Origin of the sequence: Mycolicibacterium xanthum (genome assembly GCF_019710635.1) — a bacterium.
Classification (GTDB): domain Bacteria; phylum Actinomycetota; class Actinomycetes; order Mycobacteriales; family Mycobacteriaceae; genus Mycobacterium; species Mycobacterium xanthum.
In genome coordinates, this window is record NZ_JAIFZS010000067.1 from 1 (window position 1) to 24,504 (window position 24,504).

The window sequence follows — 24,504 nt, forward strand, 5'->3', positions numbered from 1 at the left end:
GCGCGCCACGTTGGAGCCCACGCAGCGGTGCACCCCGATGCCGAAGCTGAAGTGGCGGTTGCCCTTACGGTCCATGACGACCTTGTTCGGCTCGTCGAACACCGACGGGTCGCGGTTGGCCATCGCCCAGGACAGCCACAGGCGTTCGCCCTCCTTGAACTGCTTGCCCTCGACCTCGACGTCCGCCGAGAAGGTCCGGCCGTCGCCGGGGGCCGGGGTGAAGAACCGCAGGAACTCCTCGGTGGCCGGGTTCAGCAGGTTGTCGCGGTCGGCGCTGAGCCGGGCCCGCTCGTCGGGATGCTCACCGAGCCACTCCAGCGCGTGCGCGGTCAGCGCCGTGGTGGTGTCGAACCCGCCGCCGATGATCAGCCCGAGGTTGCCCAGGATCTCGATGTCGGGCGCGGGTTCGCCGTCGATCCGCAACTGCAGCAACGCGTTTACCAGTCCGGGCCGCGGATGCTCCCGGATCTCCATCATGTTCTTCACGAGATCGAGACCCATCTCGCGGTGCATCTCGTTGATCCTCTCGCGCTCCGGCGAGTGCTCCGGGGTGTACACCGACGCGTGGGTGGGTTCGCTGTAGACGTTCCACTTGTCGAGCGTGATGCCCATCATGGCCAGCGTGAACACCGCCGGCACCACGTTGGCGAGATGATCGACGAAGTCGATGTGGCCCGACTCGATGTGCTCGTCGATCGCCGCGCGGGTGATCTCGTCGATGAACGGTTCCCACCGCTTGATCGCGGCGGGGGACAGGTACGGGTTCAGCGCGCCGCGGTACGTGCTGTGCTCGGGTTCGTCCATCTCGAGGATGCCGCCGCGCACCACGGTGGCCCGGCTGGCCTTGGGGATGGTGATGCCCTGGTAGGGCGTCTCACCGGAGATGTCGTGGTGGTTGGACACCACCGGACAGCGGGCCAGTTCGAAGACCTGCTTGCTGCCCGCGGCGACCCAGTGGCCGTTGTAGGTCGGAGACCATGCCATCGGGCACTTGGCCTGCATCTCCTCGGTGATCTTCTCGAACTGCAGCCGGTACTCCGTGGTGTGCCGGTCGAAGTAGTAGGTGGGCTGTTTGCGGCTGTCGTCGGCGGTGCCGTCCACGACGTCGTCGACACTCAAGGCTCTTGTCTCCCTGTGCTATTCGGATCCGTTGGGCAGCAACCAGCGATGCCCGACTGGATCATTCTTCGATCGAGATGGCCTGTTCCGGGCAGGAGTGCGCCGCCTCGCGGACCGCGGCCTCCTGGTCGGGTGGGACGATCTCGTTGATCGGTGAGGATGTCCCGTCGATATCGCTGAGCTCGAAGGACTCCGGCGCGATCATCGAGCACAGTGTGTGCCCCTGGCATCGCCCGGAGTCGACAAAGACCTTCACGCTCGTTCCTCCTCTGGAAGTTCGCCCGTCAGACGTGGTAGTCGTACCACTTCAAGTATCCGCCTGCGTCCACCCTCAGCTGCATACCGGTGACGTAGCGCGCCTCGTCGGAGACCAGCCACAGGATCGCGTTGCTGATGTCCTCCGGCTCGATGAAGTCGACCTTCATGGCCTGCTGGATGCCGAACACGGGTTCGGCGTCTGCGCGCGTGGGGTTCTCGAGGTCGGGCCGGAACGACTTGTACATCGGCGGGCTCTGCAACATGTCGGTGTTGCAGTTCGTCGGGTGAACGACGTTGGCGCGGATGCCGCGCACCGAGAGCTCGGTCGCAAGATCGTGCACGTACTCCGAGAGCAGCCGCTTGGAGGTCATGTAGGCCTTGCCGCCGGGATCGTTACCCGGATTGGGCTTGTCGTGCGCGTCCATCAGCGCTGCGGTCGAACCGGTCGCGACGATCGCTGCGCCCTCCTTGAGGTGGGGCAGGGCAACCTGGATGGCGTTGATCGTGCCGACCAGGTTGGTGTTGATCACGTCGGTCCACGCCTGCATGGGCGGTTCGCCCTTCATTCCCGCGATGCCCGCCTGGGCCACCACGATGTCGGGGCCGCCGAGCTGGGCGATGCCTTCCTCGAGTGCCTTCTTCAGCTGCGCTGCGTCGCGCACGTCCGCCTTGGCGGTATAGACGCGCTGTCCGGCCTTTTCGACGAACGCCGCGGTCTCGTCGAGGTCCGCCGGAGTCGCCATCGGGTAGCCGATGGTGTCGAAGTCCTCGCAGAGGTCGACAGCGATGATGTCGGCGCCCTCTTCGGCCAGTCGCACCGCGTGGCTGCGGCCCTGTCCACGCGCCGCGCCGGTGATGAAGGCGACTTTTCCTTGAACGCGTCCCATGTAGTGCTGTCCTTTCGATGCTCTGTGGGGGGGTGTTGCTGGTGCTGGGCCGGCTCAGGTGTTGCGGCCGCCGTTGACGCCCAGGATCTGGCCGGTGATGTATCCGGCTTCCTCGGAGATGAAGAAGGCGCACGCGGCGGCGATGTCCTCGGGGCGGCCCATGCGGCGCACCGGGGTCGCCTCGATCTGGGCCTGGGTGTCGCCGAGGAATCCGCGGTCCGCCGCCTTACGCAGCATCGGTGTGTCGATGAAGCCCGGCGGCACGGCGTTCACCGTGATCCCGGACGGTCCGTATTCGAGCGCCAGCGACTTGGTCAGGCCGTTCACCGCGGACTTGGCCGCCACGTAGGGCGCCATGAACGGCTGACCCGAGTGCGTGCTCGACGACGAGATGTTGACGATGCGTCCCCAGCCGGCCTCGAGCATGTCCGGCAACACCGCCTGGGTGCAGTGGAACACCCCGTTGAGGTTGACATCGATGACCTTGGACCAGTCCTCGAAGGTGAGATCGGTGAAGCGCTTGAAGCGGTCCAGCCCCGCGGCGTTGACCAGCACCGTGACCGGGCCCAGCTCGGCTCGGATCTCGGCCAGCGCGCAGTCGACGGCGGACCGGTCGGTCACGTCGGCGGCGTAGGAGAATTTCTCCTCACCCGGGTTGAGGTCGATGCTCGCCACGCGCAGTCCGTCGGCCGACAGGCGTTGCACGATGGCGGCACCGATGCCGGAGCCGCCACCGGTCACGACGGCGTTCTTCACCCGCGGTCTCCGTCCTCAGTCTCCAAGAATCGTCCTTCCGATAATGAGAACCGTACTCTCGCATACTGCTCCATAGCAAGACATCAGAGCCTCTGCGCTCGCACAGTTGAGACGTTTTACGCCCAGGTGTCGCATCGTTTCACGCTGGCCGCAGCGGTTGCGTCCTTCTAGTTGAGTTCTCCCCTCGCGAATGTATGATTCGCCGGTGATGAGAATGCAGTTTCCGTCACATTTGCGCATGTAGGCCCACTTCGGTCACATGAAGTTGCAGGTCGAAGAGGAGGAAGATGCAGGAAACAGCCACGATCTCGAGCGGGCACGACGGTGGCAGCGGTCACGATGGCCAACAGAACCCCTCGCATCCCGATCGCCGCCTGCTGATCGACGGACAGCTACTCGAGACCGAACGGACGTTTCCGTCTCTCAACCCGGCGACCGGTGAGGTGCTCGGCTACGCGCCCGATGCCACGGTGGCCGATGCCGAGGCCGCGGTGGCCGCCGCACGTGAGGCGTTCGACACCACCGACTGGTCGACCAACACCGAGTTGCGGGTGCATTGCCTCGAGCAGCTCCACCAGGCGCTGGTCGATCATCGCGCCGAGCTGGCCGCGTTGACGATCGCCGAGGTCGGTGCCACGGAGTCGCTCTGCAGCGGCGCCCAACTCGACGGACCCATCGCCATCGTGCGTTACTACGCCGACCTGCTCAAGACCTATCCGATGACCGAGGACCTCGGGAACGTCGAGATCCGCGGCATGCAGCACCACCGGTGGGTGGAGAAGGAAGCGGGCGGCGTCGTCGCCGCGATCATCGCCTACAACTATCCGACCCAGTTGGCGCTGGCCAAGCTCGCGCCTGCGCTCGCGGCCGGATGCACCGTGGTGCTCAAGTCGGCCCCCGACACCCCGCTGGTCACGCTGGCCCTCGGCGAGCTGATCGCCGAGCACACGGACATCCCCGCCGGCGTCGTGAACGTGCTCGCCGGGGCTGACCCACAGGTGGGCGTCGCCCTGACCACCAGTCCCGACGTCGACATGGTCACCTTCACGGGGTCCACCCCGACCGGCCGCGCCATCATGGCCGCCGCGAGCGAGACGTTGAAGAAGGTGTTCCTCGAGCTGGGCGGCAAGTCGGCCGCGATCGTCCTCGACGACGCCGACTTCAACGCCGCGGCACTGTTCTCGGCGTTCAGCATGGTCACGCATGCCGGCCAGGGCTGCGCGCTGACCTCGCGTCTGCTGGTGCCCGAGAAGCACAAAGATGAGATCGTCGAGCTGATCAAGAACAACTTCGGGATGGTGCGCTACGGGGATCCGGCCGATCCGAAGACCTACATGGGCCCGCTGATCAGCCAGAAGCAGCGCGACAAGGTCGACGGTATGGTCCAGCGCGCCGTCGCAGCCGGTGCCACCCTGGTGACTGGCGGCGAGAAGGTCGACCCGGGCTACTTCTATACGCCGACACTGCTCACGGATGTGGACCCGGACAGCGAGATCGCCCAGGAGGAGGTCTTCGGTCCGGTACTGGTGGTCATCTCCTACTCGGACGACGACGACGCGGTGCGGATCGCCAACAACTCGATCTACGGCCTGTCCGGTGCGGTGTTCGGAAGCCAGGACCGGGCGCTGGCCATTGCCCGCCGCATCCGCACCGGCACCTTCTCCATCAACGGCGGAAACTACTTCAGCCCGGACAGCCCGTTCGGCGGCTTCAAGCAGTCCGGCATCGGCCGGGAGATGGGCCGGGCCGGGTTGGAGGAGTTCCTCGAATCGAAGACCTTCGCGACGGTTGTCACGCCGGAGGAAGGCCGATGAGCAAGCCGCTGAGCGGAATCCGCGTCCTCGAGGTCGCGATGTACGGGTTCGTGCCGTCGGCCGGGGCCGTCCTCGGCGAATGGGGTGCCGACGTCATCAAGGTCGAACACGCGGTCACCGGTGACCCGCAGCGCGGTCTGCGACAGACCGGGCCGCTGCGGGTCGAGGGCGACCCGAACCCCAACATCGAGCACGCCAACCGCGGCAAGCGCAGCATCGGCCTGGACATGTCGGTACCCGAGGGGCGCGAGCTCCTGATGGAGCTCGCGAAAAATGCCGACGTGTTCCTCACCAGCTTCCTGCCCGGGCACCGCCAGAAGTTCGGCATCGACGTCGACGACATCCGCGCCGTCAACCCGACGGTCGTGTACGCCCGCGGCAGCGCGCTGGGCCCCCGCGGCGAGGAAGCGGTCAAGGGCGGCTACGACATGACCGCGTTCTGGTGCCGGGCCGGCACCGCGGCGACGATCACCCCGCCCGGTATCGAGGGCATGATCGGCCCGCCCGGTCCGGCCTACGGTGACACCATCTCCGGCACCAACCTGGCCGGCGGCATCGCCGCGGCGCTGCTCAAGCGCGAGCGTACCGGCGAAGGATCGGTCGTCGACGTGTCGTTGCTGGGCAGCGGCCTGTGGTCGATGGGCCACACCGTCGCGCTGACCCAGCATCTGCAGCAGCTGATGGTCACCCCGCCGCCGGGCGTGCACGGATCACCGATCAACCCGCTCGTCGGTCTCTACGCGACGGCCGACGACCGCTACATCTCCTTCGTGATGATGCAGCCGACCAAGTTCTGGGCGGACGTGTGCCGGCACATGGACCTCGAGGACTACATCGACGACCCGCGGTTCGCGACCGCCGAGTCGTTCGCCGAGCACACCCCGGCCGCCGTGGAGATCCTGCGGGAGGCGATGGCCAAGCGGCCACTGCTGGAATGGGTCGAGCGCTTCGCGACGCTGGCCGGACCGTGGGCACCGGTGCAGGACACGCTGCAGGCAGCGCGGGATCCGCAGATCCGGGCCAACGAGTACATTGTCAGGGCCGGCGAGCTGGAGTTGGTGGCCAACCCCGTCCAGTTCGACGTGGCCGCGCCGGACTCGGGCCCGGCTCCGGGATTCGCGGAGCAGACCGACGAGATCCTGCTCGAGATGGGTCTGGACTGGGATCGCATCATCGAGCTGAAGACGGCCGGCGCCGTCACCTGATCTGCCGTCCCAACCCACCGCTGGAGATACCGTCATGCCGTTCGTCGCATCAGTCGGCACTTACCTGCCGTGCTGGGGTACACCCCTGCACCGGGTGGCCGGTGATGACGAGGACGCCGTCACGATGGCCGTCGAGGCCGGTCGCGCGGCGTTGACCGGCGGTGGCGCAGTGGAGCGGGTCGTGCTGGTCAGTCGTGACCTGCCGCTGCTGGAGAGCAGCAATGCGGCGGTGCTGCTCGCCGGCCTCGGGCTGGACCCGGAACTGGAGGTCGACGAACGGCTCGGCGGAGCGCCCGCCACCGTCGACGCCGTCAGCTCGGCCCGCCCGCGCACGCTGATCATCGGCGCCGACGTGGAACCCGCCGGGGCCGCGGCGATCGTCACCGCCGAGCAGGGGCTGCAGGTGCGCACCGCGGCGCGGGTGGCGCGCAGCCTGCCGGTCCGCACCCGCAACGCCACCGGCGACCTCCACGACTACGGCGACCCACGGCTGCTGCACGAGCGCGGCCTGGTGGCATCCCTGGCGGCGGCCTGGCTGGACACCCCGGTCGCGGTCGCCGGAGTCGACCACCAGCGCGCGCTGGAACTGTGCCTTCCCGACCCGCCCGCGTTGCCGACCCTCGGCGCCAGCGCGAGCCTCTTCGCGCTGGCCGGGCTGGCCGAGCGGGGTGTCACCGGTCCGCTGGTGGCCGCCGAGCAGGCCATCCTGTCGGGCATCACCGTCAGCGGCGGCGTCGCACAGATCCACCGTCGCGAACCCGCACCGCTTCCGGCGCCCGACGGCAGGTTCGTCGCCGATACGAACATCCCGATCTCATTGGCCGCCTACGAGCGGGCGTTCGAGGCGAAAGTGCGTTGGGAAGCGGGCCGATTCGCAAACCCCGGCGATACCGCAGACGCCGGTGACCCACCGGAGCTCGATTTCCCGCCCCGCTACCGGGTCGGCTCCGACGGCGCGCTGGCCACCGACTACGAGCTGGTCCCGCTGCCACGCACCGGCACGGTGTACACCGAGACCACGGTGCACATCCCGGTGCCGGGCCTGCGCACCCCGTACTCGCTGGTCATCGTCGAGCTCGACGACGTCGACGTGCGGGCGCTGGTCAAGGTCACCGGGGCCCCGCCGGGCAGCGTCGACATCGGCGACCGGGGACGGCTGGCGCTGCGCCGGGTGGCGGTCCGCTCCGGGGTGCCCGACTACGGCTACGCCTTCGAACCGGATCAGGGAGCGGCGTGAGGAACGTCGCGATCGTCGGGGCAGGCATGACGCCCTTCGCCGAGCACTTCGCGCTCGGAATCAAGGACCTGTTGCCGATGGCGTTCTCCGAGTGCGCCGCCACGGTCGACAAGGGACTGTCCAAGACCGACCTGCAGGCCGCCTGGTTCGGCGCGATGGGCACCGCCGACGGCTTCCCGTCCGGCATCCTGGCCGACACCCTGGGGCTGCCCGACCTGCCGGTCACCCGGGTGGAGAACTCGTGCGCGACCGGTCACGACGCGATCCGCAACGCGCTGTTCGGCATCGCGTCCGGAGCGTTCGACGTGGCGTTGGTGATGGGTGCGGATAAGCTGCGGGACACCACGTCGGCCGGCATGTTGTGGGAATGGGAGGCCATGGCGCGCGATATGGCCTGGGACTATCCGCTCGGACTGGTCGCCCCCGCAGGATTCGCCCTACATGTTCGCCGATATCTCCACGAATCTCCGGCAACTGAAGAACACTTAGCCATGGTGGCGGTCAAGAACCACCGCCATGGTGTGAACAACCCGAAGGCGCGGCTGCGCTTTGAGATCACGATGGAGCAGGCACTGAACGCACCGACGGTGGTGACCCCGTTCCGGATGTACGACTGCGCGCCGCAGAGTGACGGTGCCGCAGCGCTCGTGATTGCAGCCGACGACGTCGTCGACCGGTTCACCGATCGGCCGGTGTGGATCCGTGGCGTCGGGCTGGGGCTGGATTCGGTGATGCACCAGCACAAGCCGGACATGACCACGTTCCCCGCCACTACACGGGCCGCCAAGCAGGCCTTCGCGATGGCCGGGATGTCGCCGGTCGACGTCCACGTCGCCGAGGTGCATGACTTTCTCACCGGTATCGAGCTGATGAGCTATGAGGATCTGGGCTTCGCCGAAAGGCTGGGCGGTTACAAGCTTCTGGAGGCGGAGGTCACCAGTGTCGGCGGATCGCTGCCGGTCAACCCCAGCGGAGGCCTCAAGGCCAAAGGGCATCCACCGGGTGCCACCGGTGTGGCACAGTGCGTCGAGTTGTTCCACCAGTTGCGGGGTGCGGCCGTCAACCAGGTTGACGGTGCGCGAATCGCGCTGGCACACAACATCGGCGGTCCGACGGCGGTTTCGGCGGTGACGATCTTGGAAGGGTCGGGATCTGATGGCAGTTAAAGGGCCGGAGCGCTGGTCGGTCGGTGTTCCGCAGATTCGGAACCTGTCCGGGCCGATGCAGGCGATAGGCGGGCTGTTCTCGATGTCCGCCGACGCGGTGCGGTTCATCTTCGTGCGGCCGTTCCAGTGGCGGGAGTTCCTGGAGCAGTGCTGGTTCATCGTCCGGGTGTCGCTGGCGCCGACGTTGCTGGTGGCGATTCCGTTCACGGTGCTGGTCAGCTTCATCCTGAACATCCTGTTGCGTGAGTTGGGTGCGGCCGATCTTTCCGGCGCGGGTGCGGCCTTCGGTGCGGTGACCCAGGTGGGTCCGCTGGTCACGGTGCTGATCGTGGCCGGTGCCGGGGCGACGGCGATGTGTGCCGACCTGGGTTCGCGCACGATCCGTGAGGAGATCGACGCGATGGAGGTGCTGGGCATCAACCCGGTGCAGCGGCTGGTCACTCCGCGGATGCTGGCGTCGGGGCTGGTGGCGTTGCTGCTCAACAGCCTGGTGGTGATCATCGGCATTCTGGGCGGCTATTTCTTCTCGGTGTTCATCCAGGACGTCAATCCGGGGGCGTTCGCCGCGGGGATCACGCTGCTGACCGGGGTGCCCGAGGTGATCATCTCGTGTGTCAAGGCGGCGTTGTTCGGGCTGCTCGCCGGGTTGGTGGCGTGCTATCGCGGGTTGACGATCACCGGTGGTGGTGCCAAGGCGGTCGGCAACGCGGTCAACGAGACGGTGGTCTATGCCTTCATGGCGCTGTTCGTCATCAACGTGGTGGTCACGGCCATCGGTATCCGGATGACGACGGGTTAGGGCGGGCGACATGGGTACCTCAGCGGTGGTACGGGCGCGGTTCCCGCGCCTGGTGCATCTGGTCCGGCGGCCGGTGGCGATGCTGGGCGGGATTGGTGACCATGCGTTGTTCTACATCCGGGCGTTGGCGGGCATTCCGCATGCCACGGTGCACTTCCGCAAGGAGATCGTCCGGTTGATCGCCGAGATCTCCATGGGTGCGGGGACGTTGGCGATGATCGGCGGCACCGTGGTGATCGTCGGGTTCCTGACGCTGGCGGCGGGCGGCACGCTGGCGGTGCAGGGCTACAGTTCGCTGGGCAACATCGGCATCGAAGCGCTGACCGGGTTTTTGGCGGCGTTCATCAACGTGCGCATCAGCGCGCCGGTGGTCGCCGGCATCGGTCTGGCGGCGACGTTCGGTGCGGGTGTGACCGCGCAGCTGGGCGCGATGCGGATCAACGAGGAGATCGACGCGCTGGAGTCGATGGCTATCCGCCCGGTCGAGTACCTGGTGTCCACCCGGATCGTGGCGGGCATGATCGCCATTACGCCGCTGTACTCGATCGCGGTCATCCTGTCGTTTCTGGCCAGCCAGTTCACCACCACGGTGCTGTTCGGTCAGTCCGGCGGCCTGTACAACCACTACTTCGACACCTTCCTCAACCCGATCGACTTGTTGTGGTCGTTCCTTCAGGCGATGCTGATGGCGATCACGATCCTGTTGATCCACACCTACTTCGGCTACTTCGCCACCGGCGGGCCGTCGGGAGTCGGTGTGGCGGTCGGTAACGCGGTGCGGACCTCGCTGATCGTGGTGGTCTCGGTGACGCTGCTGGTGTCGCTGTCGATCTACGGTTCCAACGGCAACTTCAATCTGTCGGGCTAGGGGGACGGGTGACGCGAAATTATGCGAGGCCGCTGGCGGGCCTGACGCTGGTGATCGCCATCGTCGCGATCGTCGCGCTGGCCGTTTACCTGTTCCAGGGCAACTACCGCGACACCGCCGAGGTGACGGTGCTCTCCGACCGGGCCGGCCTGGTGATGAACCCGGACGCGAAGGTCAAGATGCGTGGCGTGGAGGTGGGCAGCGTCGATTCGATCTCCTACCGCCCTGACGGCACGGCGAAGCTCGACCTGGCGATCAACCGGGACCAGATGCACCTGATCCCCGACAACGTGCGGGTGGACATCGCAAGCTCGACGGTGTTCGGAGCCAAGTCCGTTCAACTCGTCGCGCCGCCCAACCCCTCGGCCACCCCACTGCGCGAGGGTCAGGTGCTGCAGGGCGATCACGTGATGATCGAGATCAACACGGTGTTCCAGAAGCTCGTGTCGGTGCTGAACAAGGTCGACCCGGCGAAGCTCAACGAGACGCTGAGCGCGATCTCGGCGGCGTTCTCCGGGCGCGGCGAGCAGTTCGGCAAGACGCTGACCGACTTGAACGCACTGCTCGGCAAGCTGGAGCCCAGCCTGTCGAACCTGGGCCGCGACATGGAGCTGACCGCGCCGGTGGCGGCCGCCTATGGTGACGCCGCCCCGGACCTGCTTCGCACGCTGCAGAATTCGATAACGCTCAGCGACGGGATCGTCGACGAGCAGAAGAACCTGGACGCCTTCCTGGTCAGCGCCATCGGCCTGTCCGACGTCGGAAACGACGTGCTCGGCAGCAACCGCGAAGCCACCAGCGAGGCGCTCCGGCTCCTGGTGCCCACCACCGATCTGCTCAAGGAGTACGCACCGGCGATCAACTGCATGCTCCAGGGGATGAACTACATCCGGCTCCAGCCCCCGTCGCTGGATCCGGGCGTCATGGTGAACGTGGCGTTCACCCTGGGCATCGACCGCTACCGTTACCCGGCCAACCTGCCCAAGGTGGCGGCCAAGGGCGGACCGCAATGTATGGGCCTGCCCTACATCGGATTCGGTGTCCGGTCGAAGTATCTCGTCACCGACACCGGCGCCAATCCCTTCCAGTACGGCAACCAGGGCATCCTGCTCAACTCCGACGGGCTCAAGCAGATGCTGTTCGGGCCGCTGGACGGGCCGCCCCGCAACACCGCACAGATCGGACAGCCGGGATGATGCGTATTACGTCCACAATCATCAAGTTCGGCGTGTTCGCCGTCGTGATGGCGATCCTGACCGCCTTCCTGTTCATGGCGTTCAGCCAGTACCGCAGCGGATCCACGTCGGGCTACTCGGCGGTGTTCGCCGACGCCTCGCGGCTCAAGTCGGGTGACTCGGTGCGCGTCGCCGGTGTCCGGGTGGGCACCGTCAAAGACGTTGCGCTGCAGCCGGACAAGTCGGTGGTGGTGGAGTTCGACGCCGATCGCGACGTGGTGTTGACCACCGGCACCAAGGCAGCCGTGCGCTACCTGAACCTCACCGGTGACCGGTACCTGGAGCTGCTCGACGGGCCCGGTTCGACCCGGGTGTTGCCGGCCGGCTCGCAGATTCCGGAGGACCGGACCGCAGGTGCGCTCGACCTGGACATGTTGCTCGGTGGCCTGCGCCCGGTGATAAATGGGCTCAACCCCCAGGACGTCAACGCGCTGACCTCGGCGCTGGTCCAGATCTTCCAGGGCCAGGGGGACACCCTGCAATCGCTGATGAGCAAGACCTCCTCGTTCTCCAACAGCGTCGCAGACAACAGCGCGGTGGTTCAGCAGTTGATCGACAACCTGAACACGGTGGTCGCCACGCTGGGCAAGGACGGGGACAAGTTCTCCGGAGCCATCGACAGCCTCGAACAACTGGTCAGTGGGCTCGCCGAGGACCGCGACCCGATCGGCACCGCGATCACCGCGCTGGACAACGGGACCGCTTCGATCGCCGGGCTGCTGACCGAGGCCAGGCCTCCGCTCGACGGCACCGTCAACGAGATCAACCGGGTCGCCCCGTTGCTCGACGATCAGAAGGTCATCTTCGACCGTGCGCTTCAGCGCGGCCCCGACATGTACAAGAAGCTGGCCCGCCTCGGCTCCTACGGCAGCTGGATCATGTACTACATCTGCGGAATCTCCATTCGGGTGACCGATCTGGAAGGACGGACCGCGGTGTTCCCGATGATCAAGCAAGAGGCTGGAAGGTGCGGTGAGCCCTGATGCGGAAATATCGCGAATCCAACCTGATCCGGGCGGGGTTCATCGGCGCAATGCTGATCCTGCTCGTCATCGCGGTGGGGTTGCAGCCCGAGCGCCTGCTCCAATGGGCCACCTCGGTTCGGCACCAGGCCTTGTTCGGTGAGGCCGGCGGCATCGCCGTCGGCAACGACGTGACGATCTCCGGTATCAAGATCGGAACGGTGACAAACGTCGAGCTGAAGAACGGCGACGCCCTGGTGACCTTCACGACCGCGGGGAAGTACCCGCTGGGGTCGCAGACGACGGCGCACATCCGGACCGGTTCGCTGCTGGGCGAGCGGGTGATCACGCTCGAGTCGGACGGTAGCGGAACGCTGAGCACGTCCGAGCCCATTCCCACCTCACGGACGTCATCGCCCTACTCGCTCACCGATGCGCTCGGCGATCTGACGACCAACACCGCCGGCACCGACACGGTCTCGCTGAACCAGTCGCTCGACACGTTGACGGCGACCATCGACCAGATCGCCCCGCAGCTGGGCCCGACCTTCGACGGCATCAGCCGGCTGTCGCGTTCGATCAACGAGCGCAACGAGAACCTGGCCGCGCTGCTGAAGAGCGCCAGCGACGTCACCCAGGTGCTCGGCGAGCGCAGCCAGCAGCTCAACACACTCATTCTCAACGCCAATGACCTGCTCGGCGTCCTCAACGACCGGCGCGACGCGATCGTGGACCTGCTCGCGAACACCTCGGCGGTTGCCCAGCAGCTCAGTGGATTGGTCGCCGACAACGAGGCCGAGCTGGCACCGTCCCTGGAGCGGCTGAACTCGGTGATGGCGGTGCTCGAGCGCAACCGCGACAACATCGCCGACATGCTGCCGAAGGTGAAGAAGTTCATCCTGGCGCAGGGTGAGACGCTGGCCAACGGCCCGTACTACAACGCCTACGTGCCGAACCTGAACCCCGCGCAGGTGCTTCAGCCGTTCTTGGACTACGCGTTCGGCTTCCGGCGCGGCACCAACGCCGGACAACCGCCGGACACGGCCGGTCCGCGCTCCGAACTGCCGCTGCCCTACAACGGAATTCCCGGAGGTACTCGCTGATGAGTCGCAAGCGGGTACTGACATTGCTGGCGGTGGCGCTGGTGGCGTTACTGGTCGCCGGCGGGGCCTACCTGGTCCGGCAGGTGTACTTCGGGCCGCGGACGATCTCGGCCATCTTCACCACCGCGACGGGCATCTACCCCGGCGACGAGGTGCGGGTGTCCGGGGTGAAGGTCGGCCGAATCGAGTCGATCACGCCGGAGGGCACCCAGACCCGGATGGTGCTCAAGGTCGACCGTGATGTCCCGATCCCGGCCGACGCCAAGGCCCTGATCGTCGCGCCGAACCTGGTGGCCGCCCGCTACGTGCAGCTGACCCCCGCCTACCGGAGCAGCGGCCCGACCATGCCCGAGGACACCGTCATCCCGCTCGACCGCACCGCCGTGCCGGTGGAGTGGGACGAGGTCAAGGAGCAGATCATGCGGTTGGCCACCGACCTCGGCCCGCAGAGCGGTGTGGACGGCACCGCGGTGTCGCGATTCATCGACAGTGCGGCCAACGCCATGGACGGCAACGGAGTGAAGTTGCGGGAGACCATCTCTCAGCTCTCCGGGGTGGCCCGCGTGCTCGCCGAGGGCAGTGGCAACGTCGTCGACATCATCAAGAACCTGCAGACCTTCGTCACCGCGCTGAAGAACAGCAACCAGCAGGTGGTGATGTTCCAGAACCGGCTCGCGACACTGACCAGCGTCGTCAACGGCAGTCGCTCGGATCTCGATGCGGCGCTGAAGAACCTGTCGGTGGCGGTGGGCGATGTGCAGCGGTTCATCTCGGGCACCCGGGACCCGGCCTCCGAGCAGGTCCAGCGACTGGCAAATGTGACGTCGAACCTCCTCGACAACAAGATGGAGATCGAAAACCTGCTGCACATCGCCCCCAACGCGCTGATCAACGCCTACAACATCTACAACCCCGATGTGGGCAGCGCGGTCGGGCAGTTCGTGTTCAACAACTTCACCAGCCCCGTCGAATTCATCTGCGGCGCCATCGGGGCCGTCGAGAACACCACCGCCCCGGAGACAGCGAAGCTGTGCGCTCAGTACCTCGGGCCGGCCCTGCGGCTGCTGAACTTCAACTATCTTCCGATCGGGCTCGATCCGTACCTGATGCCCTCGGCGAACCCGGCGAATCTGGTCTACTCCGAGCCGGGCCTGATGCCGGGTGGGCCCGGCGGTAGCCCGCGCCCGCCGGAGCTTCCGCCGACGGTGTCGGCCTACGAGGGCGTGGCTCCGGGACCCGCGCCGTACACCGGCCGGGCGCCCGGGGAGGCGCCGCCGGGCGCGCAGCAGCTGTTGCCGGGCGCACCGCCGGTGGTCCCCCCGAGTGTCCCCCCGAGCGTGTACTCGATGCTCGCCCCGGCCGGCCCAGCGCCGGGACCGGCGCCGGCCGCGCCGCCGCCCGGGCCGTTGCCCGCCGAGGCCGGAGGTACGCCATGACCCGGGTGAAAGTGATCCGCCGAGCCGTCATCGCCGGTGCCTGCGTCGCGGTGAGCGTGAGTGGGTGCGGATTCCAGGGTGTGAACTCGCTGCCGCTTCCCGGCGCGGTCGGCCGGGGTCCCGACGCGGATGCCTACACCGTCAAGATCGCCAATGTGGCTACGCTGGAACCGAATTCGCCGGTGATGATCGACGATGTCGTGGTCGGCAGCATCCGGAGCCTGCGTGCGGAGGACTGGCACGCGGTGGTGGAGATCTCGGTGAAACCCGATGTCGCGGTGCCCGCCAATGCGGTGGCCAGCGTCGGTCAGACCAGCCTGCTCGGTTCGATGCACATGTCGCTGGATCCGCCGGCCGGCGAGGCGCCGGAAGGGCGGCTGGCGCCCGGGGCCACGATCGAGCTCGATCGATCGTCGACCTATCCGACCACCGAGCAGACGCTGGCCGCGCTGGCCGCGGTGGTCAACGGAGGCGGGCTGGGGCAGATCGGCGACGTGATCCACAACGCCAGCACCGCCCTGGACGGGCGTGCCGGTGAGGTGCGTGAGTTGCTCACCCGGCTGGACGATTTCGTGGGCACGCTGGATGCGCAGCGCGATGCCATCGTGTCCTCGATCAAGTCGCTCAACCGTCTGGCCTCGACCTTCGCCGAGCAGCGCGACGACATCACCCGGGCGCTGGACCGGATCCCGCCGGCGATCGACGTGCTGGTCAACGAGCGGCCACGGCTGACCACCGCGCTGCAGAAGCTCGGCACCTTCAGCGACACCGCCACCCGGTTCGTCAGCGATTCGAAGGACGACCTGGTGCGCAACCTGCAGAATCTGGAGCCCGCGATCAAGGCGTTCGCCGACGTCGGACCCGACCTGGACGCGATCCTCGAGTACGCCGTGCACTTCCCCTTCACTCAGAGCTTCATCGACCGCGCGATCCGCGGCGACTACTACAACCTGTACGCCATCATGGACCTCACGGTTCCGCGGCTCAAACGAAGCGTGTTCCTCGGTACCCGGTGGGAGCAGGAGGGCGCCGAAATCATTCCGGCGCCGGGCGACCCGAACTATTTGCAGTACACCTACGACCCGCTCAAGCTCGGTATCGATCCACCACCGCCCAACGTGGCGCCACCGCTGGGCGACGTCACCTACCCGCCCGGGGTGCCGGCGCCTTCGGAGGCGTTGGCGGCCGGCCACGAACCGGTGCCACCGGTGTCGCCCGATGTCGGGCCGATCCTGCCGGTGAGGCCCCCGGCGCCGATGTCGTTCCCGGGCCAGCCGGTGCAGGTCCAGTCGGCGGCGCCCGAACCGGGCGCACCGGCACCGATTTTCGCGGGGCCGTATGACGCTCCGCCCGCCCCCGGAGGTGGTGGCTGATGCTCACGCGTTTCGTCCGCACCCAGCTGATCATCTTCACGATCGCGTCGATCATCGGCGTCTCGGTGATGGTGTTCACCTACATGCAGGTGCCCATGTTGCTGGGGATCGGCCGCATCACGGTGACGATGGAGTTGCCCGCCGCTGGTGGGCTCTACCGGTTCAGCAACGTGACCTACCGCGGCACGCAGGTCGGCAAGGTCCAAGGGGTCCGGCTGACCGAGAACGGCGCCGAGGCGACCATGTCGTTGGCCCGCTCGCCGAAGATCCCGGCCGATCTCCGGGCCGAGGTCCGCAGCATGTCGGCGGTTGGTGAGCAGTACGTGGAGTTGCTGCCGAACAGCGACTCGGGCCCCTACCTGCAGGACGGCTCGGTGATCGCGATGGCGAACACCACCATCCCGCAGGCGGTGGGGCCGATGCTCGACCAGGTCAGCGCGCTGACCGACAGCATCCCGAAGGACAACCTGGTCAAGCTGCTGGACGAGTCGTACAACGCGTTCAACGGGGCCGGCTTCGACTTCGGCTCCCTGATCGACTCCGCGGCCACGATCGCCAGGGATGCCGACGGGGTGTCGGATCAGCTGCGCGCGCTGACCGACGACGCGGTGCCGTTCCTGGAAGCCCAGGCGCAGACCTCGGATTCGATCCGTACCTGGGCGGCCAGCCTGGCCGGTATCACCGATCAGGTGGCCAACAACGATCCGCAGATCCGGACGTTGCTGCAAAAGGGTCCCGGGTTCGCGCAAGAGACCTCCCGGCTGCTGGAACAGCTCAAGCCCACCCTGCCGGTGTTGCTGGCGAACCTGACCACCTTCGGCAAGATCGGGGTCACCTACAACCCGTCGATCGAGCAGCTGTTGGTGCTGGTGCCGCCGTACGTCTCGCAGATTCAGACCTACGCACCCACCAACAATCCGACGGGTCTGCCCAACGGCGAGTTCTCCCTCGGCCTCGGGGACCCGGCTTCCTGCACCGTCGGATTCCTGCCACCGTCGGCGTGGCGGGCCCCGACCGACGAGAGCCTGGCGGACACGCCCGACGGCCTGTACTGCAAACTGCCGCAGGACTCGCCGGTCGCCGTTCGCGGCGCCCGCAACTACCCCTGCATGGAGCATCCGGGCAAGCGCGCCCCCACCGTCGAACTGTGCAACGACCCGAACGGCTATCAGCCGCTCGCGACGCGCCAACATGTGACCGGCCCGTTCCCGTTCGACCCGAACCTCGTCTCGCAGGGGGTCCCGCCCGACTCCCGGGCGCTGCCGGATTCCAACATCTTCGGGCCGATCGAGGGCACTCCGCTGCCGCCGGGCGTGCTGGCACCGCCACCCGATATCCCGCCGCCGCCCTCGCCGCCGCCGAACTTCGCCGGGACCAATCCGGGCGCCATGCTGCCCGGGCAACCGCTCTACCTCACCCCGCCGGTCAGCCCACCCGGGCCGGCGCAGGTGACCGACCCGGCGTCGGTGCCGTTGCCGCCCGCACAACTGCCGAGGGCGACCGAGGTTCCGGTTCCGCCCGGAATCAACCCCGACGACCTGCACCTGCCTCCGACCGCGGTGCCGGTGCCGGGGCCGGAACCGGTCATCTCGCCGAGCGCCTTCGAGGGCGGGTCCCCGTCCTCCGGCCCCTCGGTGGCGGTGGCGAAGTACAACCCGCGCACCGGTGAGTACGTGGGCGGCGACGGCAAGGTCTACCGGCAGGCCGACCTGGCCGGGGCGCCGAAGTCCTGGCAGGAGATGCTGCCCATCTGACGGTGGGAGACGCGAAGAATCCGGCCCCCGAGCGCTGAGCTCGGGGGCCGGATTCATCGCTGGAGCCGATCCTTCGGCCGCAGCGACTGCTAGAGCTTCTTCATGTAAAACGGCATCCGGATCTGGGGCTCCTGGTTGCGCCCGCACGAGCCGCTGGGGCCCACTGTCTGGTTCTCGCCGGTGTACTCGTCGGAGGCGGCGTCGAAGTGGCCGTCGAAGCCGACCGGGTAGATCTTGTAGATCCGCAGGCCCTCGACGGACTGTCCGTCGGCGCAGAACCGCCAGTCCGGGACGACCCGCTTGACGTACCAGAGTCCGCTGGTGGTGTAGATGGGGGCACTCCAGCCCTCGTCGGAGTTGACCGTGCCGGCGCATTCGGTGGGGGAGATGCACTGGGTGGAGATGGTCCAGGTGGCCCGTTCTCCGGGCTGGTCCTGGAAGCGCTCGTTGATCTTGGCGAAGTCACCGTTGGACGACACGGCGAAGGTGCCGTTGATGCCCCATTCCTCGTCTGCGCCTGCGGGTGCCGCGAAAAGCAGACCCAGCGTGGTGGCGGCCGCTACGATCGCGGCACCGGCACTTGTTGGGGCGGCCGACATAAGCGTTTCTCCTCCGACCGAGATAGGGGTGTTCTCGGTTCCGGAGAATAGCACTTCCGCGGCGATGGCCATTGGGTTTCAAGGATTTTGCCGCATCACGACGGATCGCCCGGCAACCCGGATGCAGCAATCTTCTCCGAATCCGAGAATTCCGTTTCCGAGTGTGCGACAGTGTCCCTGTGCGTCTGACCGGAATCGCGGCTGCCCTGATGACGGCCGCTGGACTACTGGCTGCGCCGCCCGCCGCTGCGGGGCCGCAGACCTGCAACGATGCGTTCTGTGTTCCGGGGATCACCCCGAACGTGGTGCTGGGCTCGTACTGTTCGAACACGAGCTATTTCGTGTTCGGAACGGCGGTGGCCGGTCCGTCGATCCGGCCGGGCAGGCTGGTGTTCTGCGGCTCTCCGCGTCGCTACGAGCCCAGGTGGTTCCGCTCTCCACCGCTGGCCGGGATCCGCGATGAGGGCAGCAGCTGTGACGGCAGCCAGTTCGCTGTAGCCCAGGCTCCCGATGGGCTGTTCCTTGCCTGTGTCCCGATGAACGGCGAAAGCCTCTGGCGTCGCGGCGACGCCTGAGTCGTGGGGACACCTGACGTTCGGCGTCGCCGGCCGGTTTACCAGCCGCGGATCGAGCACAGCGCGCCCTTGGGGCCGCTGTTCGTCTTGACCACCACGCCGTCGACGGCGAGCTCGCAGTTGAACCCGGGAGTCGGGAGATTCAGCGACTCGCCGCTCTGCACCGCCACCATGGCCCACCTGTTCGGGTCGGCGAGCTGGGTCTCGAGCACCCACGGCTGATCCGGCCCGATGTCGGCCTCCACCTTCGGGCTGTACAGGTACGGGTTGTGGCTGTAGTCGGAGAACACCGCGGGTTCGGTGTCGCGGTAGTAGATGTCGGCGTAGTAGGGCGCGTCCGCGGTGACCGTGTAGCGGATCTGATGCAGCACGGGGCCCTGTGCGGACGCCGGTGCCGCGACCACGGTGAGGGCCGAGCCGGCCAGGGCCGCCACTGCGGTGATGGTCGAGGTGCGTCGCATGGTCACATCCTGGTCAGGAAGAAGGGATAGGTGAGCTGCCCACCGGGGGCTCCGTCGCAGCCGGCGTCGAACGACGACACCATCTGGCCGGCCAGCGTGTTCGGGTCCCAGGTGTACACGTCGTGCGTGGGGATCGTCGGGCCGTAGTAGATGTCACCGCAGCGAAGGCCGAACGGGTCGTCGATGACCATGGTGTAGCGGCCGTCGGCCAACCAGGCCTCGCCCCGTCCGTAGATGGCCTTGGCGATCGGCTGCGGCATGGAGAGCACGTCGATGCAGTCGGTCCGCTTCGAGTTGTCGGGATTCCGGCACGGCGAGATCGCCGCCCAGACATATGTGTGGAAGTCCCTGCGTTCCGGAATGTGCAGGAGATAATTGCCGAGGGCCATCGCCGATGCTGCCGGCGCAGAGATCAGCGCTGCGACGACCAGTGCGGCGCTCAACACGACCGACTTCACATATGCCTCCACGTCAGGGCTACCGAAAATGCCGATCTCACTGAAAGAGATTGGCGTTATCCCAGCGGAGAATATCAAGCGCGGTGGGGTTGGAGGGCCGAATGGTCGACCCGTCTCACCCGACCGGCGTGAACGTGATGTTCAGCTCGGTCAGCCCGCGCAGGATGAACGTGGGTTCGTAGGTGTAGTTGCGGTGGCCGACGGGCCCGTGCTTGTCCTCGTCGATGCGGATGTCGGCCATCCGGTCCAGAATCCGTTCGATGGACACCCGGCCCTCGACCCGGGCCAGCGGTGCGCCCGGGCAGGAGTGGATGCCGCGGCTGAACGCGATGTGCTCACGCACGTTCTTCCGTTCCAGGGAGAATTCGTGCGGGTTCTCGAACCGGCGGGGATCGCGGTTGGCCGCGCCCGGGCTGACCATCACGGTCGTCCCGGCCGGCGAATCGAGATCGCCGACCGTGGTGGATTTACGGGTCATCCGGAAGACGGTCTTGACCGGACTCTCCATCCGCAGACACTCCTCGATGAACACCGGGATGCGGCTGCGGTCCTCCCGCAACTGCTGCTGGATGTCGGGCCGATCGCCGAGGATCTGCATTGCCGCGCCGAGCAGTTTGGCGGTGGTTTCCTGGCCGGCGGCGAAGAGGAAGGTGGCGGTCCGAACGACGTCGATCACCTCCGGGGTCGATCCGTCCGGATACTTCGCCGTGGCGATCGAGGTGAGCACGTCGTCACGGGGTTCGCGGCGCCGGTCCTCGATGTACTGGGTGAACTTCTCGTCGGCCCATTCCAGGGGGTTGGCAGAGATCGTCTCGTGGTCGAGCGAGCCGACCCGGGAGCCGGGCCGTTCGGCGCCGAACGCAGCACGGAACTCGTCGTGGTCGGCCTCGGGAACCCCGAGCAGGTCGGCGACCACCAGCAGGGAGAAGGGTTTGGCGTAGGCGGCCAGGAACTCGCATTTCCCGTCGGCGATGAACTCGTCGAGGTAGCGGTCGGCCAGCCGCCACATGAAGTCCTCGTTCTCCTTGAGCCGCTTCGGGGTCAGCAGACTGGTGAGGATGGACCGGGCATTGGTGTGTTCGGGCGGATCCATCGTGACCATGTGCTCGTACATCGGGATCTCGGTGCGGTGCTGCTCGATCTGCTCGGTGATGTCGTCGCCTTCGGCGGCGAAGGGCAGCGGCGTGAACGGTCCCATGACAGCGATGCACGACGAGAAGGACTCGCTGTCCTTGTACACCGCATTCGCCTCCTCCCAGCCGGTCACCGCGATCACACCGTGGTGCGGTTCCCTCTGCACCGGGCACTTGTTGCGCAGGTAGTCGAAGTACGGGTTCGGGTCGGACACCAGGTCGGGATCGGTGAAGTAGTCCACGGTGTCGAAATCGGTCATGTCGGGTGCCTCCCGGGGCCGGTGGTCCACCTGGCAGGTGTCAGGTGTGCGAAAATGCTGAGCACCTGCTTAGCATGGGGTAAGAGTTAGGGTCAAGGTCGACGCGACAGATTCGAACGGACCAGGGGTGAGCATGGCATCGCCGCGCAGGATCGGGGCTCCGGACGCGAAGAACCGGGTGGTGCTGCTCGACGCCGCTGAGCAGTTGCTGCTCGAGGAGGGCTACGCCGCGGTGACCTCGCGGCGGGTTGCCGAGAAGGCCGGCCTCAAGCCGCAGCTGGTGCACTACTACTTCCGGACCATGGAGGATCTGTTCCTGGCGGTGTTCCACCGCAGGGCCGAGGAGGGCCTTGCCGTGCTGCCCACCGCACTGCAGTCGGCACAGCCGCTGTGGGCGCTGTGGCGGTTCAGCACGTCTCCCGTGGCGACCCGGCTGACCATGGAGTTCATGGGCCTGGCCAATCACCGCAAGGCGCTACGCGCCGAGATCGTGTACTACGCCGAGCGGTTCCGCGAGGAGCAGAGAAGGGCGATCGCCGACGCCCTGCGGCGCTACGGCTATGACACCTCCGATGTCCCGCCGGTGGTGTGGACGGTGTTTGCGACGAGCGTGTCGCAGGCGTTGATCGTGGAACGCGAACTCGGGATCGACACCGGCCATGCCGAGACGTTCGAGTTCTGCGAACGGTGGCTGCGCCGGCTGGAGGGTGATCCGCTACCGCTGCCCGACCTCGGCGACGCTGTCCGTGGACGCGTCGGCGAGGTTCAGGCGAGGTAGATCGGGAGGGCGGCGGCCCCCGGGACGCTAGAGCGACAGGATGGTCGCCGAGGCGGTTCCCGGTGCGCCGTAGACCTGGGCGAGGCCGACCCGGGGGGAGCCGGGGATCTGGCGATCGCCGGCCGTCCCGCGCAGCTGGATGACCAGCTCGTGCATCTGCCGCAGACCCGACGCCCCGATGGGCTCGCCGTTGGCGATCAGCCCGCCATCGGTGTTCACCGGGATCGAACCGTGGATCTCGGTGGCGCCGTCGGCGATCAGCTTCTCCTGCTCGCCGTCGGCGCACAGTCCGGTCTCGGCCATGTGGATCACCTCGGCGCCGGCATCGGTGTCCTGCAGCTGGGCGACGTCGACATCCTCGGGGCCGATGCCCGCGGCTTCGTAGGCAGCCTTGGCCGCGTACACCGTCGGCGCCACGTCCTCGGTGATCGGCGCCGAGGTCGCATGGACCTCGTAGGCGCCGAAACGGCGCGTCCTGATCTCCGATGCCCGCACGTAGACCGGCTTGTCGGTGAACTTGTGCGCGATGTCGCCACGGCACATGATCAGCGCGGCGGCGCCCTCGTCGGGGGAGCAGAACATGTACTGAGTCAGCGGGTAGTTCAGCGCCGGCGAGTTCAGGATCTCCTCGACGGAGATCTCCTTGCGCCGGAAGGCCTTGGGATTCTTCACGCCGTTGCGGAAGTTCTTGTTCGCGACCCGGGCCAGGGTCTCCTGGCTGATGTTGTGGTCGTGGATGTATTTGTTGGCCTTCATGCCGAAGAACTTGGTCGTGACGAACTGTCCGTTCTCGGCATACCACTGCGGCAGCGCCAGCTTGGCCGGGTCGTCGGTGAACGCGCCACGCGGGTGCTTGTCCAGGCCCACAGCGACACCGATGTCGTACTTGCCGAGGCGAATCGTGTCCGCGGTCTGCTGGATGGCGCTCGCCGACGTCGCGCACGCATTGAAGACGTTGGTGAACGTGATCCCGGTGAGCCCGACCAGGCGGGTCACCGAGTCCGGGTTGGACACCTCGTAGCTGCCGCCGAAGCCGAACTGGATGTCTTTCCACTCCAGCCCGGCGTCGGTGAGCGCCATCCGGATGGCCTCGGCCCCCATCTGAACCGCGGGCTTGTCGAACCGGCCGAAGGGGTGCAGTCCCACCCCGATGATCGCGACAGAGTTGTCCTGATTGGTCATATTCTGCTCTCTCGTTAGACGGCCGCGAAGGCGAACGTGACGACCTCGGTGCCATCCGGGTCTGTCGCGAACGGGATCATGGTCAGCTCGACCTCCTGGCCGAACTTCAGCTTCTCCGGGTCGTTCTCGGTCAGGCGACCCTCGACGCGGATCACCGCGTCCTCACCCAGGCCGAGCTGGACGAGGCCGACACCGAAGGGCACGAAGTCCTTGCCGGTCGGGCCCGCGTAGGGCGGGCCGGGGGGGAAGCCCTGGGTCGTCCAGGCGATCACGGTGCCGCGGCGCGGCAGCTTCACCTCGGACATCGACCCACTGCTGCACTTCGGGCAGTGGTCCTGGACCGGGAATGTGGTGGCGTCGCAATCGCCACATCTGCTGCCGATCAGCTGGGGGTTCTCGTCCGGCCAGGTGGAGATTTCGGGCGCCAGAGCCCGCTGCGTGGTTGACACATTGTTCACGATAATCGGAAATGACGTTCTCGTCTAGAGAGAACAGCAACGGGCGAACGTGCCGTGTGGCCGTCCGGATGCTGCTACCGTCCGGCATTGTGGACGATGGCGGCCCGGTCCTGCCGGGGGTGATCCGACAGGTCGGCTATGTGGTGACCGACCTCGATGCCTCGCTGGCCGGCTGGGTGGGACTGGGGGTGGGTCCGTGGTACGTGATCCGCGCGCTGCCCCAGCGGGTGACCTACCGCGGCCGGCCGTGCGAGCTCACGATCTCCATCGCGCTCGCCAACAGCGGAGACCTGCAGCTCGAGTTGATCCAGCAGCTCGACGACACCCCGAGCATCTTCACCGAGTTCCTGGACTCCGGCGGTCAGGGGTTTCACCAGCTGGCGTATTGGACAGCGGATTTCGACGCATCGATGGCCAAGGTACAGACCGCAGGATGGCCCGTGGTGTGGTCGGGGGGAGCCGACGTCGGGACCCGGTTCGCCTACGTCGAGCCGCCGGGCAGCCCCGCTGCGGTGATCGAGATCATGGAACTGACCGAGGCCACCGAGGGCATGGCGATATTCCTGCGGGACGCCGCCGAGGGCTGGGACGGGCGCGATCCCGTGCGCGAGCTCGGCGGGTGAGCCGG

The 24,504-nt window shown here is 67.1% G+C and carries 25 protein-coding genes; 15 read left to right on the top strand and 10 right to left on the bottom strand.

Going from position 1 to position 24,504, the window contains the following annotated elements:
* The 4 genes from JDV09_RS23135 to JDV09_RS23150 form a co-directional block, all read right to left on the bottom strand.
* The coding region (locus JDV09_RS23135) for a cytochrome P450 (RefSeq protein ID WP_221371482.1) at positions 1-1,119 on the bottom strand (1,119 nt) is incomplete at its 3' end.
* Between the two features lie 61 nt (positions 1,120-1,180).
* Complete coding sequence (locus tag JDV09_RS23140) at positions 1,181-1,375, bottom strand: ferredoxin (RefSeq protein ID WP_221371483.1); 195 nt, start codon at positions 1,373-1,375, stop codon at positions 1,181-1,183.
* Between the two features lie 28 nt (positions 1,376-1,403).
* Positions 1,404-2,264 (bottom strand): mycofactocin-coupled SDR family oxidoreductase, encoded by an 861-nt coding sequence (locus tag JDV09_RS23145; protein ID WP_221371484.1) that lies wholly within the window; start codon positions 2,262-2,264, stop codon positions 1,404-1,406.
* A gap of 54 nt (positions 2,265-2,318) precedes the next feature.
* The gene (locus JDV09_RS23150) at positions 2,319-3,020 is read right to left on the bottom strand and encodes an SDR family NAD(P)-dependent oxidoreductase (RefSeq protein ID WP_221371485.1); all 702 of its coding nucleotides are present in this window, start codon (positions 3,018-3,020) and stop codon (positions 2,319-2,321) included.
* Between the two features lie 287 nt (positions 3,021-3,307).
* On the opposite strand from JDV09_RS23150, the gene JDV09_RS23155 reads away from it, so the two are divergent.
* From JDV09_RS23155 to JDV09_RS23210, 12 genes are read left to right on the top strand one after another with little or no spacing between them, the layout of a single operon-like run.
* Positions 3,308-4,834, top strand: coding sequence for an aldehyde dehydrogenase family protein (locus tag JDV09_RS23155; protein WP_255605896.1), 1,527 nt, complete (start codon positions 3,308-3,310; stop codon positions 4,832-4,834).
* On the top strand, positions 4,831-6,039 hold the full coding sequence (locus JDV09_RS23160; protein ID WP_221371486.1) for a CaiB/BaiF CoA transferase family protein: 1,209 nt from the start codon (positions 4,831-4,833) through the stop codon (positions 6,037-6,039). Before JDV09_RS23155 ends, JDV09_RS23160 begins: the two co-directional genes overlap by 4 nt.
* Positions 6,040-6,073: 34 nt before the next feature.
* Positions 6,074-7,276: an OB-fold domain-containing protein gene (locus tag JDV09_RS23165; protein ID WP_221371487.1), complete on the top strand. Its 1,203-nt coding sequence runs from the start codon at positions 6,074-6,076 to the stop codon at positions 7,274-7,276.
* Entirely contained in the window at positions 7,273-8,442 is a 1,170-nt protein-coding gene (locus JDV09_RS23170; protein WP_221371488.1) for a thiolase C-terminal domain-containing protein, read from the top strand. Before JDV09_RS23165 ends, JDV09_RS23170 begins: the two co-directional genes overlap by 4 nt.
* The gene (locus tag JDV09_RS23175; RefSeq protein ID WP_221371489.1) at positions 8,432-9,241 is read left to right on the top strand and encodes an MlaE family ABC transporter permease; all 810 of its coding nucleotides are present in this window, start codon (positions 8,432-8,434) and stop codon (positions 9,239-9,241) included. Before JDV09_RS23170 ends, JDV09_RS23175 begins: the two co-directional genes overlap by 11 nt.
* Before the next feature lie 10 nt (positions 9,242-9,251).
* The gene (locus JDV09_RS23180) at positions 9,252-10,109 is read left to right on the top strand and encodes an MlaE family ABC transporter permease (RefSeq protein ID WP_221371490.1); all 858 of its coding nucleotides are present in this window, start codon (positions 9,252-9,254) and stop codon (positions 10,107-10,109) included.
* Between the two features lie 8 nt (positions 10,110-10,117).
* Positions 10,118-11,305 (top strand): MCE family protein, encoded by a 1,188-nt coding sequence (locus JDV09_RS23185; RefSeq protein ID WP_221371491.1) that lies wholly within the window; start codon positions 10,118-10,120, stop codon positions 11,303-11,305.
* Positions 11,302-12,327, top strand: a complete 1,026-nt coding sequence (locus JDV09_RS23190; RefSeq protein WP_221371492.1) for an MCE family protein — start codon at positions 11,302-11,304, stop codon at positions 12,325-12,327. The genes JDV09_RS23185 and JDV09_RS23190 overlap by 4 nt, the downstream gene beginning before the upstream one ends.
* Complete coding sequence (locus JDV09_RS23195) at positions 12,327-13,409, top strand: MCE family protein (protein WP_221371493.1); 1,083 nt, start codon at positions 12,327-12,329, stop codon at positions 13,407-13,409. Before JDV09_RS23190 ends, JDV09_RS23195 begins: the two co-directional genes overlap by 1 nt.
* Positions 13,409-14,845 carry an MCE family protein gene (locus JDV09_RS23200; RefSeq protein ID WP_221371494.1) on the top strand — a complete coding sequence of 479 codons (1,437 nt, stop codon included), beginning with the start codon at positions 13,409-13,411 and terminating at the stop codon, positions 14,843-14,845. The genes JDV09_RS23195 and JDV09_RS23200 overlap by 1 nt, the downstream gene beginning before the upstream one ends.
* The gene (locus tag JDV09_RS23205) at positions 14,842-16,218 is read left to right on the top strand and encodes an MCE family protein (protein ID WP_221371495.1); all 1,377 of its coding nucleotides are present in this window, start codon (positions 14,842-14,844) and stop codon (positions 16,216-16,218) included. The genes JDV09_RS23200 and JDV09_RS23205 overlap by 4 nt, the downstream gene beginning before the upstream one ends.
* Positions 16,218-17,972, top strand: a complete 1,755-nt coding sequence (locus tag JDV09_RS23210) for an MCE family protein (protein WP_221371496.1) — start codon at positions 16,218-16,220, stop codon at positions 17,970-17,972. The genes JDV09_RS23205 and JDV09_RS23210 overlap by 1 nt, the downstream gene beginning before the upstream one ends.
* 89 nt (positions 17,973-18,061) lie before the next feature.
* On the opposite strand, the gene JDV09_RS23215 is transcribed toward JDV09_RS23210, so the two are convergent.
* Positions 18,062-18,571 carry an Rv2253/PknI dimerization domain-containing protein gene (locus JDV09_RS23215; protein ID WP_221371497.1) on the bottom strand — a complete coding sequence of 170 codons (510 nt, stop codon included), beginning with the start codon at positions 18,569-18,571 and terminating at the stop codon, positions 18,062-18,064.
* 209 nt (positions 18,572-18,780) lie between these two features.
* On the opposite strand from JDV09_RS23215, the gene JDV09_RS23220 reads away from it, so the two are divergent.
* Complete coding sequence (locus tag JDV09_RS23220) at positions 18,781-19,146, top strand: hypothetical protein (RefSeq protein ID WP_221371510.1); 366 nt, start codon at positions 18,781-18,783, stop codon at positions 19,144-19,146.
* 38 nt (positions 19,147-19,184) lie between these two features.
* On the opposite strand, the gene JDV09_RS23225 is transcribed toward JDV09_RS23220, so the two are convergent.
* The 3 genes from JDV09_RS23225 to JDV09_RS23235 form a co-directional block, all read right to left on the bottom strand.
* Positions 19,185-19,607: an Rv2576c family protein gene (locus JDV09_RS23225; RefSeq protein WP_221371498.1), complete on the bottom strand. Its 423-nt coding sequence runs from the start codon at positions 19,605-19,607 to the stop codon at positions 19,185-19,187.
* Between the two features lie 2 nt (positions 19,608-19,609).
* The gene (locus JDV09_RS23230) at positions 19,610-20,065 is read right to left on the bottom strand and encodes a hypothetical protein (RefSeq protein WP_308124215.1); all 456 of its coding nucleotides are present in this window, start codon (positions 20,063-20,065) and stop codon (positions 19,610-19,612) included.
* A 115-nt stretch (positions 20,066-20,180) separates the two neighbouring features.
* On the bottom strand, positions 20,181-21,458 hold the full coding sequence (locus JDV09_RS23235) for a cytochrome P450 (protein ID WP_221371500.1): 1,278 nt from the start codon (positions 21,456-21,458) through the stop codon (positions 20,181-20,183).
* A gap of 133 nt (positions 21,459-21,591) precedes the next feature.
* On the opposite strand from JDV09_RS23235, the gene JDV09_RS23240 reads away from it, so the two are divergent.
* Positions 21,592-22,236: a TetR/AcrR family transcriptional regulator gene (locus JDV09_RS23240; RefSeq protein WP_221371511.1), complete on the top strand. Its 645-nt coding sequence runs from the start codon at positions 21,592-21,594 to the stop codon at positions 22,234-22,236.
* A gap of 27 nt (positions 22,237-22,263) precedes the next feature.
* On the opposite strand, the gene JDV09_RS23245 is transcribed toward JDV09_RS23240, so the two are convergent.
* Complete coding sequence (locus tag JDV09_RS23245; RefSeq protein ID WP_221371501.1) at positions 22,264-23,418, bottom strand: thiolase family protein; 1,155 nt, start codon at positions 23,416-23,418, stop codon at positions 22,264-22,266.
* A 14-nt stretch (positions 23,419-23,432) separates the two neighbouring features.
* Entirely contained in the window at positions 23,433-23,879 is a 447-nt protein-coding gene (locus JDV09_RS23250) for a Zn-ribbon domain-containing OB-fold protein (RefSeq protein ID WP_221371512.1), read from the bottom strand.
* Between the two features lie 86 nt (positions 23,880-23,965).
* Between JDV09_RS23250 and JDV09_RS23255 the strand changes: the two genes are divergently transcribed.
* Entirely contained in the window at positions 23,966-24,499 is a 534-nt protein-coding gene (locus JDV09_RS23255; RefSeq protein ID WP_308124216.1) for a VOC family protein, read from the top strand.
* The last annotated feature ends 5 nt before the right edge of the window (positions 24,500-24,504 follow it).